Source organism: Pelagicoccus albus (assembly GCF_014230145.1).
Classification (GTDB): Bacteria; Verrucomicrobiota; Verrucomicrobiia; order Opitutales; family Opitutaceae; genus Pelagicoccus; species Pelagicoccus albus.
In genome coordinates, this window is sequence record NZ_JACHVC010000007.1 from 367,305 (window position 1) to 385,152 (window position 17,848).

A 17,848-nucleotide genomic window follows, 5' to 3' on the forward strand; every position below is an offset into this window, starting at 1 on the left:
AGTAGTTAGAACATCTTTTTCTGGTGTGGATTTGAGGAACCCAGAAAAACTAGAGGAGGGCCCGGGCGGATGGGGATTCGCCCGGGTTTTTTCTTTGCCGATAGCCAAACTCGAACGCCGATTCCTCACGGCATCAATTTGTTTGATGGGGGAGAGGGAAAGGTTTTGGATGGATGAGTTGCCCAACTTGTTATGGATTCGATTTCTCTTCGCCTCGTCTTGAGAGTTTTCCTGCCTCTCATTTTCCTAACCATCCAACTTCCTGTCTGCCGAGCCGCGGTCTCGCCGGGAGTTTATTACTTGGATCGCAGCGATTTCCTCACGGTCCTTTTCGACGAGTCTTTGGGCTCTGAGGAGGATTTAGCCAAATTGCAAAATGAGGCTTGGGTCGACGATGCTAGGGAGACCCGCATTCAATATGAACTCTTCCGTAATGGAACTTGCCGTGCGGAAGGGCGTGCCCAAGGAAACGACTTCAAGTTCGAGGGAACTTACGAGGAAAAGGGGGATCGGGTGCGAATGTCCTGGAAGAAGTCAGGTATGGCTGAAACGGATTCAGTCGTCTTGCGGGTAGAGGACGAAGATACGCTCAGTTCCTTTGGGCCAGCTCGCATGCGTTTCGTGAAAGACAGGTACTGGAACGAGGGCAAGCTGGAGGTCCTCCTGAGTGCGCTCACCGGGGATCGAGAAGATCTTGCAAAGGTGCTCGCTGCCCAGTCCGACTACGAAGAAGAGCCTCTCTTTCGTCTGCTGGCTCACGGTGCGGTCGCGTTGCGACGGGACGACTTGTGGGGCTTGATCATGGAATCCGCTTATCCAATCGACTACAGAACTGAAGCGAGCGGTGTGATGCCTTTTATGTTGGCCGCAAAATCTGGATACGATGAATTCTCCGAGCTTGTTTTGGAGGATAGCAGATACCTGCTTCGAGAAACGGATGCTGAGGGCAGGAACATATTTTATCACGCTTCGCTTGATGGGGAGCTCGATCTGTCAGAATTTGAATCGGAAGAAATTCTTTCTTTGCTCGGAGCAAGTACGCGAACTGAAACAGCAAGCCTCGATCCCTCGGCGTTTTTAGAGGCGGTGCAAAATCAGGATGCGATCCAAATTCAAGATGCATTGATTAATGGATACGATTTGTCGGGCCACGATGCGCTCGGCTTTGAAGCGGTTTGCCTAGCCCTCGAAATGGGAGATCTTGCCATTCTGGAGCTACTTGCGAGAAGCGGGGCTCCCTTGGAAAAGGGAGAGGATTCGACGCTCGGTAGGGCTCTCGAACTCGGGCGATCTGATTTGGCGCAGTGTTTGTTAGATTCCGGTGCAGCTTGGAATGAGGTGGATTGGGAAAGCTCTCCGCTTGTGGCTTTCGCCGCGGAGAAAGGTGACGCCGAATATCTCCGTATCTTAACTGCTCATGGCCTTGAGCCATTTGCTGAGGATCGTGCCGGTTTCACTCCAGTTTATCGTTTTCTTAAGTTGGATCGTTCGGATCTGCTGGGGGCCTTGATTGAGGATGGCTTTGTGCGCGGGCAGGAAGAAGCGGTTTCCCTGATGGCTGTAGACCTGTTAGCTTCGCAGTGTATTGAACTTTTGGAGGCGAGCGGACACTTAGCTAAGGGCATTGTTAAGGGAGGAGGCAACCTTGTGAATCACGTGGGGTTCTCGCATTCGTCGGATGAAGCCGAATCATGCGCGTCCACCTTGCAAGAACTGGCTGAGGCGGGGCTTAGCGTGAACGAGAAAAGCGGTTCGGGGGGAGAAACGCCGCTGCATTTGGCGGCGAGGTGGGGCTCGCTAGTCGGCGTACAGACTTTATTGGCTCTGGGCGCGAATGTAGATTTGAGGGACGATCATGGTCGGAGCGCCTTGCACGTTGCCTCGGAAGAAGACCAGTTGGAAACGATCGCGGCATTGGTCGATGGCGGAGCTGAGTTGGAGGGAACTGACGAGCAGGGATTCACGCCGCTCATGAGCGCTGTGCCCAGCGGTAGCGTTGAAGATTTGGAGGGTGAAGAAGCGTATTTGGATACCCTTCGTTTGTTGAAGGGAAGAGGAGCCAACATCATGGCTGCCGATTCGAAAGGGCGCACGGCTCTGCACCTGGCTGTTTACAACGGGGTGGCGCCAGCGGTTCTCCTTTTAACGGAAATGGGTTGTGATCCGGTCGGAACAGATCTTCAGGGCCGAACTCCTCTGCATTACGTTTGGATGCCTCGAACCTATTTTCGCGGAGCTAGGGAGGATCAGGTAGCGGGGTTGCACTTGAATGTTCTGGATTCGATTTTGGCGGCGGGTGGCATGAACCAGCTGCGAGATCGTGATGGGAAACGGGCTCTGGACTACGCGAGAGCTGAGCGTTTTGGTCCGATAGGACCTTGGGGAGAAGGTCGCCGACGTCTGGAAAGTTGGAATGGGCTGGGTCGGTTTGCTCCAAAACAAACGATGTCTCAGCCGCGAACTGGAATGATCGTAGCGGTCGATCTCAGTGGGAAAAAGAGCGTCTTGCCTCAAGCGGAGCCGGTGGAGCCGACTTTGGTTTCGGAAGAGGGCGCTGAGCCGCGGGTGGTGAGTGGTTTGCCCGGTGGATTTCAGACCTTTCTCCACGAAGGAGGCACGCTGTTTTTCTCGCAAGGGCATTTTTACAAGCAGGTTCGAGTCGGCTTTGAGGAGATTCCGGTGCCCTACGGAGCCACTTTGATTGGACGACCGGAGGGAGCGAGTCCCAGTTCGGCGGGAACGGACGAGTGGGAGGCTCACGGTATTCGTTTCCGTCAAAAGAGGGAATATGGCCGCGAGGTGTATGAGATTATCCGTTAGGGAATCCTGATAGACTTGCTATCGAAAGCGGTTCGAGTGTCATTTCCGGCCTATGTCAGTTTCCGTAACAGATCTTGTGAAGCCGGAGCTTCTGAAGCAGCCAGTCTACCAACCCGGTAAGCCGATCGAAGATGTCGCTCGAGAGCTGGGCTTGGACCCATTGGGGATCCTGAAGCTCGCTTCCAATGAGAATCCCATGGGGGCCTCCGAAGCGGCTATCGAAGCGGGCAAGGCTGCCATGGAGTCAGTCGAGCTGTATCCGGACGGTGGATGTTTCGAGCTTAAGAAAGCGATTGCTGCGAACCGCGGCCTAAGCCCGGAGCAGATCGTGATCGGCAATGGATCCAACGAAGTACTGGAAATCATTGGCCATGCATTTCTGGGAGCTGGCGACGAAGCGGTGATGGGCGACCGAGCTTTCATCGTCTACAAGCTGGTGACGCTGCTGTTTGGGGCGACACCGGTGGAAGTGCCCATGAAAAATTTCACGCACGACCTCGATGCCATGGCCGAGGCGGTAACGGAAAAGACCAAAGTTGTCTTTTTGCCCAGCCCGGACAATCCAAGCGGCACAGCTAATTCGGAAGCGGAAATTCGCGCCTTCATCGAAAAGTTGCCCGAGCACGTGCTTTTCGTGCTCGATGAAGCCTATGCCGAATATGTTGCCAATGCTCCAGACCTGAGGGATTTGATCGCAGCGGGGCGCAAGGTGTTTTGTACCCGAACCTTCTCGAAAATCTATGGTCTCGCGGGCTTGCGGGTCGGCTACGGTTACGGTTCCCCAGAGTTGGTTGGCTTGCTCAATCGCGTTAGAGAACCCTTCAACGTGAATTCCATCGCTCAGGCAGCAGCGATCGCAGCCCTTGGTGATCAGGGGTTTGTGTCGGATTGCCGTGTCGCCAATGAAGTTGGCCGCATTCAGCTGGAGACGGGGTTCATGTCGATGGGATGCGAGTATATCCAAAGCTTCGCAAACTTCGTGACCGTAAAGGTAGGCGATGGTGTGCGCTGTTTCGAGGAACTGCAGAAGCAGGGGGTCATCGTTCGTCCGCTTGCTCCTTACGGCCTGCCTGAGTGGGTTCGAGTGACGGTGGGGTTGCCGGAGCAGAACGATATGGCTCTGAAGGCACTCAATTCGTTCTTGAAATCTTAGCTCAGCCCGCAGCATCTTGGCATATCTACTGCATGCGGAGCCTCGCCTCCTAGCGCGTTCGCTCGCTGCGGTGGTTTCATAGAAGCAAAAGTGTACACCTATACAGTTTCGGAACTAACTGCCTGCGGACTTGGAGCCGCGGTTCTTTTGGCCTTAAATGCGATCTTCGTCGGAGCTGAGTTCAGCTTGGTGAAGCTTCGCTTTACCCGTTTCGGGTCCGGTCAAATGAAGGCAGCTCGCGAATCGGAGAACATTGCGGGATTGCTGGAGGACATGAGCGCTAGCATCAAGATGCTGCGTCTGGGGATATCGATGTTCTCAATCGGGGCCGCGTTTCTGATTCTGCCGCTGGCATACAGTTTCACCACGGGGATGGGCTGGGCCTCTGGCTATGAGCTACGGGTGTCGATCGTTTTTGCTCTGATCATTTCCGTCATGGCTCACTTCGTTCTCGGAGAGCTGGTTCCGCGAGCCATGGCCCTGCAGCATCCGGTCAATACGATCCGTTGGTCGCTGCCGTTCGTCCTCCTGTTCCGATTTCTCGTTCGGCCTCTTTCAGCCGTTCTCAATTTCTTGTCTGGAATCATCCTCAAAGTCTTCCGCTTGGACCCGAATTTGGATTTGAACCTACTGGATGTGGAAGCCCAGATCCGCTCTCTTGTGAACGAGGGCGATGAGCTTCCAGCTTTGGCGGAAAGCATTGTCAGCAACGCCCTCGAGCTCCGAAAGCGAGTGGCTCACGATATCATGATTCCTCGTAACCAGCTGCAGTATATCGATTTAGAGGATACTTCAGTTGAGAATCTAGATATTGCCAGAAAGTCTGGGCACACACGTTTCCCTGTGTGCAATGGGGACTTGGACGATTGTGTGGGCATCGTGCACATCAAGGACGTTTTCCGCAGCGGGCAGGAGGGGCTCAAGATCGATTGGATGAAGTTGAAGCGGCCAATGATCACCTTTTCCATGGATGCTCCCCTTGAAAAGGTATTGCAGCGTTTTCTAAAATCGCGAAAGCACTTCGCCCTCTTGAAGGACGACTTTGGCGGCACCGTGGGAGCGGTCACTATGGAAGACGTTCTGGAAGAGCTGGTAGGCGAGATTCAGGACGAGTTCGATCGTGAGGAAAAGATGGTGACCGAATCAGCGGAAGGCATTTATCAGGTCGATGGATTGACTGCGCTGCACGATTTGGCGGACGAGATCGGTATCGATATCGAGGCTCGAGAAGTTTCCACTTTTGGCGGGTATATCACTTACGAGCTCGGCCGTATGCCGAGGCAAGGCGAGCAATTCCGAATCAAGGATCTGGAGATCGAAGTCACCCAGGTCGATGAGCGACGCGTGCTCAGCGCTTCGGTGCAAATCGTAAAGGAGCAGGAGGATGATGAAGAATCCAGCTCCGAATCCAAGGAGTAGGCACTTGCCTATCTACTGAAAAGACGCGCGGCGAAGGCGGTCATTGATTGCCAGTCCCAGGCCGAGTTCGGGAGCTTCCTCTGCTATGATGCTCGAGTAGCCAGATTCATCGATTTCCCTCAGTTTGGAATAAAGCTGGGAGGCGATTTCATCTAGGCGCCCTGATTTGGAGAGCCAATAAACGTTTTTGCCGGTAGCGAAGCTAGGCTTGGCCAGCAGCAAGGCCGCGTTTTCGGGCCCAAGTTTCTCGATTTCCTCGCTTGATATGCCGCCTCGTAGAGCGAGCGGAGTTCGGGGGCTGTAATGTTTGGGCAAGGCTCCGGGCGCAAGGTGCTGCACGGATTCGTCGGCATCGGTTGCCGCTGGCTTATCGATTGATCTGCCAATCTCCGCTTCGATCTCCTCTGCGGGCAAGGCTCCGTAGCGAAGGATGCGGGGTGCGGATTCGTCGCGTACGTCGATGATGGTGGACTCCACCCCAAACGCGCACGGGCCGCCGTCCAGAATGAAGCTGATTTTTGACCCTAATCCGGCCTGCACATGTTGAGCTGTGGTCGGGCTGATGTAGGCAAAGGGGTTGGCGCTCGGGGCTGCGATCGGGAAATCGCATTGTTCGACTAGCCTTTTGAAGTCCGGGTGGGCCGAGCAGCGGACCGCTACGGAGTCCAATCCAGCGGTGACGATGGCCGGAACCTTTGCTTTCTTGGGAAGTACGAAGGTCAGTGGCCCAGGCCAGAATCGTTCCGCCAGACGTAGGGCGAGAGGATTCGGGTAGCATATGTCCTCCAAAGACTCGACTCCCGCCACATGGCAGATGAGTGGGTCGTTGGTGGGGCGCTCCTTCGCTTGGAAGATGTTGGCGCAGGCTTCAGCGTCCAAGGCGTTGGCAGCGAGGCCGTATACAGTCTCGGTGGGGACTCCAACGAGACCCCCAAAAAGCAAAAACTTACGCAGGTCGCGTAAGTTTTCCTCGGTAGGTTGGAGTATGTTCGCCATGGTACGGTGAAACGAGCGGGCCAACCAAGTCCCACGTGTGTGTCGTAGCTATCCGCTTCGGAAGCGGGCTACTTCATCAAGCGCAAGTTGCGGGCGCGCTTGATTGCCTTGGTGATCTTACGCTGCTGCTTCGCGTTGATGCGATTCATCTTGGCAGGGATGATCTTGCCAGTCTCGGTGACGTAGCGAGCGAGGATGTGAGCATGGTGGAAGTCCAGCTCTTGTGGCGTGAGGCTCTGTGATTTTTTCTCTGTGCTCATAAGGAACGGCGGAAACTAGGCCTTGCCGGTGCCTTGTCAACAACGGAAAGCGAGATTTTATGTTCAGCAAAATCTTTACAGCCAACTAGGCTTCGGACAGAAAACAGCTCATCCAGCCAAATCGACGGCTGGCCCTCTTGGGGTCATAGTTCAACGGATAGAACAAGGGTTTCCTAAACCTTAGATCTGGGTTCGATTCCCGGTGGCCCTAAGCTGATAAATGATTAATGATCAGGTTATTGGCTTTAGAATGCCAGAGAAGCTAGGCTAATTATTGCCAAGTATTGCCAATTTGAATTGCGAGTTCGGCATAGAACGCAAGCTTTAGCACATGGTTGCAAAGAGAAGAAATGACGGCTTGCGTGAAGAGGAGTACCCCAAAAATTCAGGAATTCTCATCAGGGAGGTCCCAAACAAGCGTGATGGGCTGGTTTTCAATATTTCTTTTAAGGTTACCGTACCGGCCAAGCTGACTGGTGCTGGTCGCATCAGGCGAAACTTTAAGAAACGCGAGGATGCTAAGTTGTTTGCTGCGGAAGCATTCCGGGCTAAAAAGGCTCGTGGAGACTCGTTCTTCTCGCTCGATTCGCAGCTGCAGAACGAGGTTGCAGCCCTCGTTCCCGTGCTTGAGGAGTCAGGTCAGACACTGGAAGGGCTTCGGCAGCTGCTGAAAGTTGCTAAAGGATCGACTGCAAAGTTTTCCGAGGTGGCAAGTGGACTTGATAAGCTTCAGGAGCGAGGACTTGAGTTTGTTGATGTTGTCCCATTTGCATTGGCACACCTGTCTCCGGTTCACATGCATCGTTCTCTCTCCTTTGTCGTGGAGGAGATGATCGCGCTCAAGGAGTCCCGTCCAAATGAAGGCAAATTGGCGGATCCCTCTTTAGAGGATTTCGTGTACCGGGCTCGAAGGATGGCTCGGGAATTGGGTGAGGATATGGACATAGCGCTCGTCTCCAGAGACAATATCTTTAACTGGATCAAGGGGCTAGGCCTTTCCGCCAGAAGCAATGAAAATTACGTCAGGATCGCGGTTTCTGTGTTCAATCACGCTTTAATCGAAGGGTATGTTAAACACTCGCCGACGCATGGCTTGATTGGAGAGCGTCGCAAAGCTCTCGTAGGCACGAAAGAGGGTAAAGGAAAGGGCAAAGTCGGTATTTTGCAGGTCGAGCAAGCTCAACACCTTCTTGAAATTGCGAGAAAGGAGAAGCAATTGGGGCTTTTGGGATTCGTCACCCTTTCGCTCTTTTGTGGAATTCGCTCTGAAGAGGCTAAACAGTTAGACTGGTCGAATGTCGATTTATCCGAGGAAATGGCGATTGTTACCGTGCCTAAAGACATTGCTAAAAAGCGACGCATTAGGCATGTTGATATCCCGCCTAATGGGGTCGAATGGCTCAGTCTCTGTCACCAAGACTCGGGTCCTATCGTGGAATATCGAGATAAGAACCATTTCGATAGGAAGTTTCGAAAACTTCGGTATAAGGCCGGTTTTTCGCACAGGAAGGGCGGTAAGGAGGTGTCGCACTGGATAAAAAACGGGATGAGACATTCGTACGGTAGTTACCATTTCGATAAATTCGGAGACTCTATAAAGACTTCCATCCAAATGGGGCATCCGACAAATGATGACCTGCTATTTGCCAATTATCGGGAACTAGTAAAGAGGGGCGAGGGCAATCGATTCTTCAGTCTTAGACCTCAGTAGTGGTGATCCCATTGGGCAATCGTTTAAATGAGGGGGAACTTGGTATTCTCTGAGTCCCCTTCGCCTCACCGTAAAAGTGATCCTGGAGAGTTGGTCATCGGCAATTTTGATTGTCCCGAATTCACGCGATTTGACCCATGTAATGGGCTTGCGTTTAGGTAATTGTTCGAATGGTCGATTTAGCGTCCAATGGACGAGATTGTTTCCGAAATTCGAGCATTGCTGAACGAAGCCCTTTGGAAAATCGACTGTCATTCTTCTAGTGGGAGCGGGAATGCGAAGCAGGATCGGTACGACGATGCTGTAAGTGGCCTGGTTGGCGTGGTCGTTGACGCATGCAGAGTTATCGAAGCTCTTGAGGTCTACCATCCTGAAGCTGTTCGAAAAGTGGCTGGCGAAAAAGTTAAGTGGCCGATGGTTTTTTATCACACGCGCGAAGTGTCGGATGGATTCAAAGGTGTGAGAGCGAAAAGCGATGAAATTAGCCAACGCTTTTCTCGAATTGGCTTGGGAAAAGGGCTTCCTGTATCCATAAATCCAAAACATGAAAGTCTGAACATTGCTATTTTGGATTTTGTTGAAGATACGATAGCTTTTCGCAAAATGGAAGAGCCAGTCGGTCTCTGGGACTCTATTGAGGAGGAATGTCAGCCGGGTAGCTTGGTATACGGAGAGCAAGACCAGATTCACCACTATGACCAAGCGGAAAAGAATAGGTGGCGACTTCCTGATCTTGAAAAAGATACGGCAAAAGAATGGGCCAAGTCCATGGTCGATTATGCATACAACCTACAGAAAATGAAAACTAGACCTCGAGTTGTATGGCTTGATGAGCTGACATCCAGCGTTAGAATTCGCAAGTCAGTTCGAGATAAAGCCCTCAAAAGGGAGAAGAGAGTTGAAGCAGACGTAAATGGTATGAGGGAGCGAAACGTGGACAACTCTATAGCAGAATCATGGAGGGAAGACGGCCTGTCTAAAATAAAAAGAGATCTAGAATCTCTCAAAATCGAAAAGGACTGTGTTCAGTCTTTTATCGAGCGGATCTTGAAGGATCTTTTGAGTAGATAGAGGGTGTAAGGTTGGCGGACTCAATCTGTCTTCTCCAACGGAAATTTTCTTAATTCGAGATAGTTCTAAATCTCGGAGCAATTGGTTTTGCTTGGTTGGATTGCTCAGATTAAAAAAGCGATTCAAACATTTTTCGCATTTTGTAGCCTCTTTTCTAGGTGGCTCAATCGGTACGGTTTTGCGTTTTCTAGGAGCTGTAGCTACGGAAGTCCTATACTGACGAGGATCTTGAGAGTTGAAGGCAACGCAGGCTGTTCTGTAACGCCAGTAATCCCGGAAAGTAGACTATATTGCCTATTTTGATTTAGAGGGGTATACTCAAAAAAAATCGATCGGAAAGTGAGTGTTATTACTCAAGATTGGAATTAGATAAAAGTCCTGAGTGTGTGCAATTGTCAGGAGATCATATATTTAGGCAGAATTTGTGTAGTCGGGTTAAAACGAAATTCCGGATTTTTGTAGGGGGTGATATTTCGATTATTTTGAAATTAGCCCTGTAGGGTGAAGGCAACTAAAGAAATGAAAGTAACCGCGCTTGGCCTTCGGGCGCCCTAAATGTCTATGAAAAAAGAAAATTATAAAGAAAGCCCTGTTGGGCTGAGTCTGATCGAATTGAGAAGCCATCCGCCTATGTATATGTCTGTAACTGAAGCGGCTATATATATCGGAATTTCTGAGAGAACGCTTCGAAGTCTTATTTCAAAGGAAGTGATAGTGTATAAGAGGATCCTTGGGAACAGTGACGGACGAGGTCGAATCATTATTCGACGAGAGGATCTAGATCGATATATGCAAACTGATGCAGCGTAGTTATCGGAGGTAGATAGTGGCTAAGAAAAATTACACACTTTGCGCCCCCAAAGACATCGACAAATTCCTGCAAGATCTCAAGTCGGAGACGGGGATGGATAATACCAAATTGCTCGAACATATCGTTCGTCAATGGAAGCTGATTTTGAGTCTCGCCGACAGTCTCGAAGGTAATCTCCCCATCAATCTTGAAATTAGAGCCAGGGGTGAATCTGAAGGTGAGGAATCCGGACCGATTAATGTTACTTTCTTTCGTTTTGCCATTGAAAATCCGAATTCTACGAAGCAAGTGGAAGACTTTAGAGATTGTGTTAAAGCTCTTGTGGATGCATGTAGTGGACTTAGTGATACGCGTGCGTCATTACGGAACTGCGCTGTAACGTTGACCGAATCGGATGTGGTTCTTAAATACGCCAAGAAGGTAGAGCGTACTTTGGAAGAGTTTGAGAAAATTCGAGCCAAGTTGAAGCAACTTGTATTTGCCCGATTTGACCTAGTACCTGACGATGTTTTGGAGAAAGCGATTCTGGCGGTAAAGAAAGGCTCTGAGGATCCAGTTTATCAAGCCTTCTACCATTTGGTGTACGAGTCAAAATGCGCGAACCAGTCATAATATGTTTCCCGTTTTTCCAGCCAAGAAAAAGGGTACAAAACTCTCCTCCGGTTATTCTACTTCGACAAAAATCATTACCGTCGAGCAAGTACAGAAAGCTGAACAATACTTAAACGATAACGAGCATCCAGACCACACTGACTGTACTCTCGATCAAAAAGTGGATTGGTTGGTTCCGAATGGAAAAACGTTTTTGGAAATGGTTATCGAGTGTTGCGAAGACTATCACCGGCTCCATTCGGATTTTCAGTCAATACGGTCAGATGAAATAGAGCTCGCAATTCATGTAATTTTTAACTTCCCGAAAGGGACGAGATTTGAAGGTGACGCAGGATTAAGTGAGAAAGAACTTTTTCGAACGGATGTCCTTTCTGAATTGAGCGACAGAAGCCCCGCCGCATCGGCTTGGCACCAGAAGGAGAATGGCGATGGTCCTCATCTTCATGTTTTGCTTTGTGGAATAACATTTCAAGGAGTCTTTCCACGACCGACCGAGCATTTGATTCGTGAGCAAAGCCATCGTCATGACCTGATTGAGAATGTAAAACTGAAGGCGCGACTGTCTGTGGAGAAAATAAATTCTTTCCGAAGGGAACGTGGCGAACGTGAGATCATGACATATTCGCAGGCGAAAGCTGAAAAGCGGAAAGAAGATTCCCAAAAAGAAGACCGAACAAATAGCCAACCTACATCTAGAAATTGGATGATCGAGTTTCTAGCGAAGGGGTTTTGCTATTGGCTTCCGGACGATGAAAAAAAACTGCGCATGAAGCTTCGAAAATTGCTCAAAGCGAATGGCTGGCAGGTTGCGAGACGGGTCAAAAACAAGCAATCGGGGAAGACTAGCTGCATTATTATCAATGATCCAGATGAAGCTGCGGAGGCATTCGACCTAAAAAAGGATCGAGTTGGTTTATTGCCGGAGGGGTCCAAGCGGAAAACGCCATTCTATCTCGATTTCTATAATTTCAGATTGATCAATCGCAGACTACTGCTGGATCGATTCCAAACGCTAGAAAGTTATGGAGAGGTTCTTGATAAAGTGGCAGAATCCCTTCTTACAGAGCTCTGTAGGGGAGAGGAGCTTCAACCAAACACGATTGTGGAATCGCTGAAGCTAGCTGGGTGCGAAAAATCGAACGCCAACAGGGAACGCGTTGAATTTCTTGGATTGGGAAAGGTAGCCCCAGCGAGTGTAGCAATGGAAGTTTTCCGCAACGAACTGGAGATTCGTTTTGAAAAGATGCTGGATCATGGGCGCCGTTTTCTTGAGGAAAAGAGGGATGAATGGCGGGCTTTCGTGGCGTTTGCGGAGGAGGCCGTTGACGAAAGCTTCAGCGATGCACTCTTTCGGGAAATTTATGTCGAATGGCTATACGAGTATTCTTCGATTTCCCTCTTCGGTAAGTACGAAAAATTACGCGATAAAAATGGGGAGACTGTGATTATTTTGCGGTCAGACTTACAAGTTGCAGTCAAGCAATTCGTCGAAGCGGAAGACCTAAAACGGCGGCCAGAACAGCCTAAGATCAATGTTGAAAAGGAGCAGCCCAAGGCTGCAGAAACACAACCCAAACCGACGTTCGAGGCGAGACCTCTATTCGATCCAGCAGAGATGGTTTCTATCGTTGCAGATGCCCTCGAGAAAGAGGAGGTTGAAATCGGGGATCAGGCGAGCGAGTTGGATATCATCAAGAGGGTAGCGGCCGATTTAGGAGCAGAGTGTGTTCTGGATGAGTATGGGGAACTTTCTTTCAGAGTTGGATCCAAGGTGGTTTGGGAAGATCCTCAGGAAACCCTGATAGATATGGCCCGAGATATGAACCTGGATCGTAAACCTGACGACGATGATAGAGCCCCGGGGGGTACAGGCGGGCCCGAGATGGGGTTCTAGTTTATGCCCTAGACGCCCCGTGCGACAACCCATGAGGAAAGATTTGGCAAGTACCCAAACTATATATGACCGTCTTGTCGCACTTGACGGAGCTGATCAACGCGCTCCCAATGGCCGAATTGGTTCAGCGTTCTAGGATCGCCGGGCCGAGAGAATCGAGGCGGGTTTTCGAAGCTCTCCAATCTGGCAGGGCCTGGTCAAGCAGACGGTAGAAACGCTTGCTGTGATTGTGTTCAGCGTGGTGGGCAAGCTCGTGAAGTACGACGTACTCGATACATTCGCGAGGGGCTTTGACTAGGTTTTCGTTCAGCGTTAGGACGCCATTGGGCGAGCAGTTACCCCATTGTTTGGACATCTTTCGGAGGCGAAGAGACGGCGTTCTACGAACCCAAAGAGCTCGCTTCGTCATCTCATCGAGGCAGTCGGAAAGCACGATACGAGCTCTTTCACGATACCAATTCTGGAGAAGTCCCGCGACTTTTTCGGAAGACTTTTCGTCAACAAAAACTTCGATCTTCCCACGATAGAAACGAACTTTGGGACTTTTCTCTCGATCGACAAAAACCTTCAGCAGGTATCGTCTGCCGAGATAGAAATGACTCTCTCCGCTGACGAATTTTCTTGTTCGAATGCCGTGTTCTAGCTCTGCGAAATACCTACGCTGTTTGGCTATCCAGCGTGCTTTTTTTCGTACTGCGTCGAGCACTTCGGAGTCGCTCGCGGCGTCATTTGCGTGGGCGAAAACAGTCCCGTCAGGGTGAACCTTGATGGTCGCTTTCGCCTTTTTTGAATTGCTGCTGACACGTTGGAATCTGATGAATTCCTTACCGTATCGGAGACTGAAATCGCGATCGGTAGTTTGAACTTTCGAGATCGTTTTCGCCATTTCAGGAAGCCGTAAAGCCGGCTCGTGTGATCTGCACAACCCACTCAGAGATCCGGTTCGCTTGGTCCAATCCGGCTCCCACTTCCTTGCAACGACCGAAGGTAGCTAGAAGGGTTTCTTTACGAATTTGAGCTTCGATATTCTGAGGCGAGATCGAGTTTTCAGCGATTGCTTTCTCCGCGATTTGCTCGATGCGTAATGCGAGTTCGATCCATTTCTGAAGTCCTGAAGGCTCAACCGAATTAAGCGCGTTGGGCAGTTCTTTCTTAAAGATTCCGAAGAAAGCTTGGGCGTGATTTCGTCCGGCTAGCTCGTCGGGGATGTCCGACAACTCTCGCTTTTGAACCTGCTCTTCAAAGTCGTGGAACAGGAGATACTGCTTCATGGGATTGTCGAATTGCCGTTCGGCTTCCTCGATGACGCGCCGCAGCAATTTGGAAAAAGACTCTTGGGCGTATGGGTCGTCCCGAAGGTCTACCTCGATCATCCTCGTGACCCGCGTGCGGATGATATCCGTCTCGTTACGGGTCTTTTCCTTGGTCCAATCTTCGGGATTTTCGCGTTTGCCGAGCTTGTCGACGGAGTAGAAGCCTTTCGGTTCCTTTACCTCCACTCCGACCACATGCTTGTCCATCAGCTTACGAACACTTTCCGAGTATTCGTCGTAGTCGATGGTCTGCCCTGCGTCCTGCTTTGCGATCTGCCGAAGGCTGGAGAACTGCTTTACTGCTTCCTTGTACTTGGCTCGGTCCGCGTCGGTGAAGCTCTTGTCTTCGTAGAAAGTCACCGATTGCAGAGCGACTTTCAGGCAGCTCGAGAACTCGGTAAGGGCTTCGAAGAAGTCCTCTCGAACCTGCAAATTCGCGTCTACCATCTCGCCTTCGACCTCTTCCATTTTCGGGACGAGAACTTGTCGTAGCGCTTCGAGATCCTGCTTGTTGGCGACGGCCTTGAAGATGTCCCAAAGCTTACGGTAAAGGCGTGGCAACCGCTTGTACTCGGTGCTCATTTGGTTGTAGAGCCCGTCGAGATCTTTGATGTCGTAGCCGCCTTGGGTACGGTTCGCGAGGTCCTGGTACTTGGCGATGGTCGTATCCAGTTCCTTCAGAATTCCTCGGTAATCGATGAGGTAGCCGAACTTCTTGTCGGGGTGGAGCCGGTTTACGCGAGCGATCGCCTGCAAGAGATTGTGCTCCTCAAGCGGCTTGTCGATGTAGAGCACGGAATTCAGGGGTTCGTCGAATCCTGTCAGGAGTTTGGAAACCACGATTAGAAGCTTCAGATCCGGATCCTTTTCGAAGCGTTTGACTACCGCTTCTGTATAATCGTCGCCATCCTGAGAACCGACATTCTCCTTCCACCACTTAGCGACGAGAGGGGCTTTCTCTTCGTCTACCTCGGTGTTGCCTTCTCTTGTGTCGGGAGGAGACATGACTACCGCGCTCTCGAACAGGTTCGTTTCATCGAGATATTGTTTGTACAAAATTGCGGATACCTTGCTATCGCAAGCGAGCTGAGCTTTGAGCCCGTCTTGGACGTTTTTGACGAAGTGATTCGCGATATCCAGAGCGATGAGCCGGATTCGGTCTTCGCTTTGGTAGATCTGTCCCTTCTTGGCGTACTTTTTCTTGAGATCGGTTTTCTGCTGGTCGGTTAGACCTTCTGTTATGCGGTCGAACCAGGCGTCGATCGCCCGTTCGTTCACGTCGAGATCGGGAATCCGCTCTTCGTAGAGGAGTGGGGTGACAGCCTTGTCTTCCACCGCTCGTTGCATGGTGTAGGCGTGGACGATCGGGCCGAACTTGTTGGTCGTCTTGTCGTCCTTGAGCAATGGAGTTCCGGTGAAAGCGATAAACGACGCGTTCGGCAATGCCTGCTGCATGCGGATGTTGTTCTCGCCGCCTTGGCTGCGGTGCCCTTCGTCCACCAAGACAATGATGTCCGAACTATCATTGCGGCATTCGGGCAGCTTGGCGGCTGTATTGAATTTCTGGATAAGTGAGAAAATGATCCGCTCGGTACCTCGTCCGATCTGCTCCGCCAGACGTCTTCCGGAAGTGGCCATGGCCGCTTCCTTGTCCTTTTTGGTTCCAAGCTCGCCGCCTGTCATGAAGGTCTTGCTCAGCTGCTTCTCTAGATCTACGCGGTCTGTCACGACGAGGAGGCGACACTGTTTCAGCGCATCATGGAGTATGAGCGCCTTGGAAAGGAACACCATGGTGAAGGACTTGCCCGATCCGGTTGTGTGCCAGATTACTCCACCTTGTCGCTTGCCCTTGGGAGTCTTCTGCTGGACGCGTTCCAGTAGTCGCTTGATTCCGAAGACTTGCTGGTAACGAGCGACTACCTTGCCTGCCTTTTGATCGAAGAATACGAAGAAACGGGCGAATTCGAGCAGGCGTTCCGGCTGCAGCAAGCCGATGAGAATGCGGTCTTGTCCGGTAACGGCTAGATGTCCGCCGGCGACGAGCGATTCGTACCACATTCGATCGGCTGGCTGGCGGTGAACGAATAGCAGATCCAGCGCTTCCTCGCTTATGACGCGATTCTTGATCACCGCCATGTCAGTGTCCAAAAGGTCTTCTTCACGCCAGGCGCTCCAGAATTTTTGCTTCGTACCCTGTGTGCCGTACCTTCCTTCGAGGCCGTTGATCGAGAGTATGAGCTGAGTGTAGGCGAATAGCTGGGGGATCTCGTCGATGCGTTGGTTGCGCAGGCTTTGGGAAATGCCTTCATCGATGGTTGGGCCTTTCTTGGCGTTTCCGTCTGGTCGCTTGGCTTCGATGACCACCAGCGGGATTCCGTTGACGAAGCACACGATGTCAGGGCGACGCGTCTCGACGCCCCCGCTACGGAGCACCTTCATCTCCTCCGTGAAGAGGAAGGAGTTTTTGTCTAGGTTCTTCCAGTCTATGATCGGAATGGTAGGGGTCGCTTTGCGGCCGTCTATGAATTCGGTAACCGGGATCCCGTATAGCAGGTGGTTGTAGATCCGCTCGTTCGCTGCCTTGAGTCCTTCGTTTAGGGCGGGGGAGCAGATTTCGGCCACGAGATTGTCGACGCTCTTTTCGCTCAAAGCGTGTTCATGGCCCATGAACACGAACCGCCGCTTGCTCAGCTGCCGTTTCAACTCGCTGCGGAGCACGACTTCGTCGAGCTTGCCGCCGCGACCGGCCAACGCTTCGTCGGGAGGAAGGAAAGTCCAACCCAAATTGTGGAGCAACGTGAGGGCTGGCAGCTTGGCGCTGTACTCCTCTTGAAACTTGGGCGCTTCGGGGCTCATTTCGCTGCCTCTCCTCTTCGCTCAAAAGGTCCGCCTGGTATCGTATTGATGCCTATCATCATGGTGCTGGCGTTGAGAAGACGGGTCACGCTGTCGCTCATGATGATGATGATGATGATGTTGATGATGACGTCGATTGTCGCTGTCATCGCTCCAAGGATCCTTTCTTAAGCCAAGCTTTTCCCTTTTCGGTGGTGACGTAAGCTTGGCTAGGGTGGTTCTCCACTTCTGGATACAGGTAAGATAGAAGGCCGTGCTGACGTCTTGGTGGACTCAGGTGGTTGTTCTTTAGGTGAACAACCTTGCGCTTGGTTATCGATGCGAGCCGTTCAGCGGTTACCGGGCTCTCGGCGCATAGACCAAGGAGGACTGGCCAGAGAGTATTCTTTCGGGCTTTGGGACTAAGGTCTGCTGCACGTTGTAAAAGCTCCGGTGAGAACTCACTCGTATTTGCTGCGAAGTCACTCGCATTTGGTTCTAACCCACCCGTATTTGGAGATAGGTCACTCGCATTTGAGGCGAACTTTATTCCACCTCTCGCTCGCCTTCCTTTTGAACTGTCAAGTGTTCCATGACAGTTGCTTCTTCGCTTCGCTCTCTCTCGGCCTGAATGTTCTTCAGGTGAAGGCTGACACTCAGTTTGGCGGTTTGTTAGAGTGCCGCGCTTTCGATTTGGGTAAAACAATTCAGGCCGTCGAGTTTCCGAAGGTTGAACTCCGAACGTCCATCGACGGTGGAGTTGAGAGTGATGTCGTTTTGCAGGCATTGGGTTGTCGTTTTGCGATGGAGCTAGGCGCAATTGCGGATTTGACTATCGGATCAAAATGATGATTTTCGTCGTCACAAATAAGGCCTGCCTGCATTGAAATGCGACTCGTCGTCGTTGGGGATAAATCCTCTTAGGTGCATGGCGGGTAATTCCGTTTTACAGG

At 51.3% G+C, this 17,848-nt stretch carries 14 protein-coding genes and 1 tRNA gene; 10 read left to right on the forward strand and 5 right to left on the reverse strand.

Features of this window, described 5'->3' with window-relative positions; genetic code table 11:
• The first annotated feature begins 192 nt into the window (after positions 1 to 192).
• The 3 genes from H5P27_RS08445 (at position 193) to H5P27_RS08455 (ending at position 5,392) form a co-directional block, all read left to right on the forward strand.
• Positions 193 to 2,820: an ankyrin repeat domain-containing protein gene (locus tag H5P27_RS08445; protein WP_185659956.1), complete on the forward strand. Its 2,628-nt coding sequence runs from the start codon at positions 193 to 195 to the stop codon at positions 2,818 to 2,820.
• Between the two features lie 52 nt (positions 2,821 to 2,872).
• A complete protein-coding gene (gene hisC / locus H5P27_RS08450; protein ID WP_185659957.1) occupies positions 2,873 to 3,973 on the forward strand; it encodes a histidinol-phosphate transaminase in 1,101 nt (366 codons plus the stop codon).
• Positions 3,974 to 4,063: 90 nt separating this feature from the next.
• The gene (locus H5P27_RS08455; RefSeq protein ID WP_185659958.1) at positions 4,064 to 5,392 is read left to right on the forward strand and encodes a CNNM domain-containing protein; all 1,329 of its coding nucleotides are present in this window, start codon (positions 4,064 to 4,066) and stop codon (positions 5,390 to 5,392) included.
• Positions 5,393 to 5,404: 12 nt separating this feature from the next.
• Here the strand turns inward: H5P27_RS08455 and H5P27_RS08460 are convergent, their stop codons facing one another.
• Both H5P27_RS08460 and rpsR read right to left on the reverse strand, forming a co-directional pair.
• Positions 5,405 to 6,388, reverse strand: a complete 984-nt coding sequence (locus H5P27_RS08460) for an L-threonylcarbamoyladenylate synthase (RefSeq protein ID WP_185659959.1) — start codon at positions 6,386 to 6,388, stop codon at positions 5,405 to 5,407.
• A gap of 68 nt (positions 6,389 to 6,456) precedes the next feature.
• Positions 6,457 to 6,648: a 30S ribosomal protein S18 gene (gene rpsR, locus H5P27_RS08465; RefSeq protein ID WP_040899432.1), complete on the reverse strand. Its 192-nt coding sequence runs from the start codon at positions 6,646 to 6,648 to the stop codon at positions 6,457 to 6,459.
• A gap of 139 nt (positions 6,649 to 6,787) precedes the next feature.
• On the opposite strand from rpsR, the gene H5P27_RS08470 reads away from it, so the two are divergent.
• The 6 genes from H5P27_RS08470 to H5P27_RS08495 all read left to right on the forward strand — a co-directional run bounded on the left by H5P27_RS08470 (position 6,788) and on the right by H5P27_RS08495 (position 12,747).
• Positions 6,788 to 6,859, forward strand: a tRNA-Arg gene (locus H5P27_RS08470).
• Positions 6,860 to 6,979: 120 nt separating this feature from the next.
• Positions 6,980 to 8,359: a tyrosine-type recombinase/integrase gene (locus tag H5P27_RS08475; protein ID WP_185659960.1), complete on the forward strand. Its 1,380-nt coding sequence runs from the start codon at positions 6,980 to 6,982 to the stop codon at positions 8,357 to 8,359.
• Positions 8,360 to 8,548: 189 nt separating this feature from the next.
• On the forward strand, positions 8,549 to 9,430 hold the full coding sequence (locus tag H5P27_RS08480; protein WP_185659961.1) for a hypothetical protein: 882 nt from the start codon (positions 8,549 to 8,551) through the stop codon (positions 9,428 to 9,430).
• Positions 9,431 to 10,066: 636 nt separating this feature from the next.
• Entirely contained in the window at positions 10,067 to 10,240 is a 174-nt protein-coding gene (locus tag H5P27_RS20205; RefSeq protein WP_425511340.1) for a helix-turn-helix domain-containing protein, read from the forward strand.
• A gap of 16 nt (positions 10,241 to 10,256) precedes the next feature.
• Entirely contained in the window at positions 10,257 to 10,853 is a 597-nt protein-coding gene (locus H5P27_RS08490; protein WP_185659963.1) for a hypothetical protein, read from the forward strand.
• A 766-nt stretch (positions 10,854 to 11,619) separates the two neighbouring features.
• Positions 11,620 to 12,747, forward strand: coding sequence for a hypothetical protein (locus H5P27_RS08495; RefSeq protein WP_185659964.1), 1,128 nt, complete (start codon positions 11,620 to 11,622; stop codon positions 12,745 to 12,747).
• Positions 12,748 to 12,871: 124 nt separating this feature from the next.
• Here the strand turns inward: H5P27_RS08495 and H5P27_RS08500 are convergent, their stop codons facing one another.
• The 3 genes from H5P27_RS08500 to H5P27_RS08510 are packed head-to-tail and all read right to left on the reverse strand — an operon-like array spanning position 12,872 to position 17,065.
• Positions 12,872 to 13,633 (reverse strand): M48 family metallopeptidase, encoded by a 762-nt coding sequence (locus tag H5P27_RS08500; protein ID WP_185659965.1) that lies wholly within the window; start codon positions 13,631 to 13,633, stop codon positions 12,872 to 12,874.
• A gap of 1 nt (position 13,634) precedes the next feature.
• Positions 13,635 to 16,916, reverse strand: a complete 3,282-nt coding sequence (locus tag H5P27_RS08505) for a type I restriction endonuclease subunit R (protein ID WP_185659966.1) — start codon at positions 16,914 to 16,916, stop codon at positions 13,635 to 13,637.
• Complete coding sequence (locus tag H5P27_RS08510) at positions 16,913 to 17,065, reverse strand: hypothetical protein (RefSeq protein ID WP_185659967.1); 153 nt, start codon at positions 17,063 to 17,065, stop codon at positions 16,913 to 16,915. The genes H5P27_RS08505 and H5P27_RS08510 overlap by 4 nt, the downstream gene beginning before the upstream one ends.
• 403 nt (positions 17,066 to 17,468) lie before the next feature.
• On the opposite strand from H5P27_RS08510, the gene H5P27_RS08515 reads away from it, so the two are divergent.
• On the forward strand, positions 17,469 to 17,744 hold the full coding sequence (locus tag H5P27_RS08515) for a hypothetical protein (RefSeq protein ID WP_221774649.1): 276 nt from the start codon (positions 17,469 to 17,471) through the stop codon (positions 17,742 to 17,744).
• The last annotated feature ends 104 nt before the right edge of the window (positions 17,745 to 17,848 follow it).

Excerpts from the sequence above, each read along its gene's own strand:
- H5P27_RS08505 (WP_185659966.1), bottom strand. The coding sequence starts at position 16,916 with ATGAGCCCCGAAGCGCCCAAGTTTCAAGAGGAGTACAGCGCCAAGCTG.
- H5P27_RS08475 (WP_185659960.1), top strand. The coding sequence starts at position 6,980 with ATGGTTGCAAAGAGAAGAAATGACGGCTTGCGTGAAGAGGAGTACCCC.
- H5P27_RS08510 (WP_185659967.1), bottom strand. The coding sequence starts at position 17,065 with ATGACAGCGACAATCGACGTCATCATCAACATCATCATCATCATCATC.
- H5P27_RS08500 (WP_185659965.1), bottom strand. The coding sequence starts at position 13,633 with ATGGCGAAAACGATCTCGAAAGTTCAAACTACCGATCGCGATTTCAGT.
- H5P27_RS08495 (WP_185659964.1), top strand. The coding sequence starts at position 11,620 with ATGAAGCTTCGAAAATTGCTCAAAGCGAATGGCTGGCAGGTTGCGAGA.
- H5P27_RS08445 (WP_185659956.1), top strand. The coding sequence starts at position 193 with ATGGATTCGATTTCTCTTCGCCTCGTCTTGAGAGTTTTCCTGCCTCTC.
- hisC (WP_185659957.1), top strand. The coding sequence starts at position 2,873 with ATGTCAGTTTCCGTAACAGATCTTGTGAAGCCGGAGCTTCTGAAGCAG.
- rpsR (WP_040899432.1), bottom strand. The coding sequence starts at position 6,648 with ATGAGCACAGAGAAAAAATCACAGAGCCTCACGCCACAAGAGCTGGAC.
- H5P27_RS08460 (WP_185659959.1), bottom strand. The coding sequence starts at position 6,388 with ATGGCGAACATACTCCAACCTACCGAGGAAAACTTACGCGACCTGCGT.
- H5P27_RS20205 (WP_425511340.1), top strand. The coding sequence starts at position 10,067 with ATGTCTGTAACTGAAGCGGCTATATATATCGGAATTTCTGAGAGAACG.
- H5P27_RS08480 (WP_185659961.1), top strand. The coding sequence starts at position 8,549 with ATGGACGAGATTGTTTCCGAAATTCGAGCATTGCTGAACGAAGCCCTT.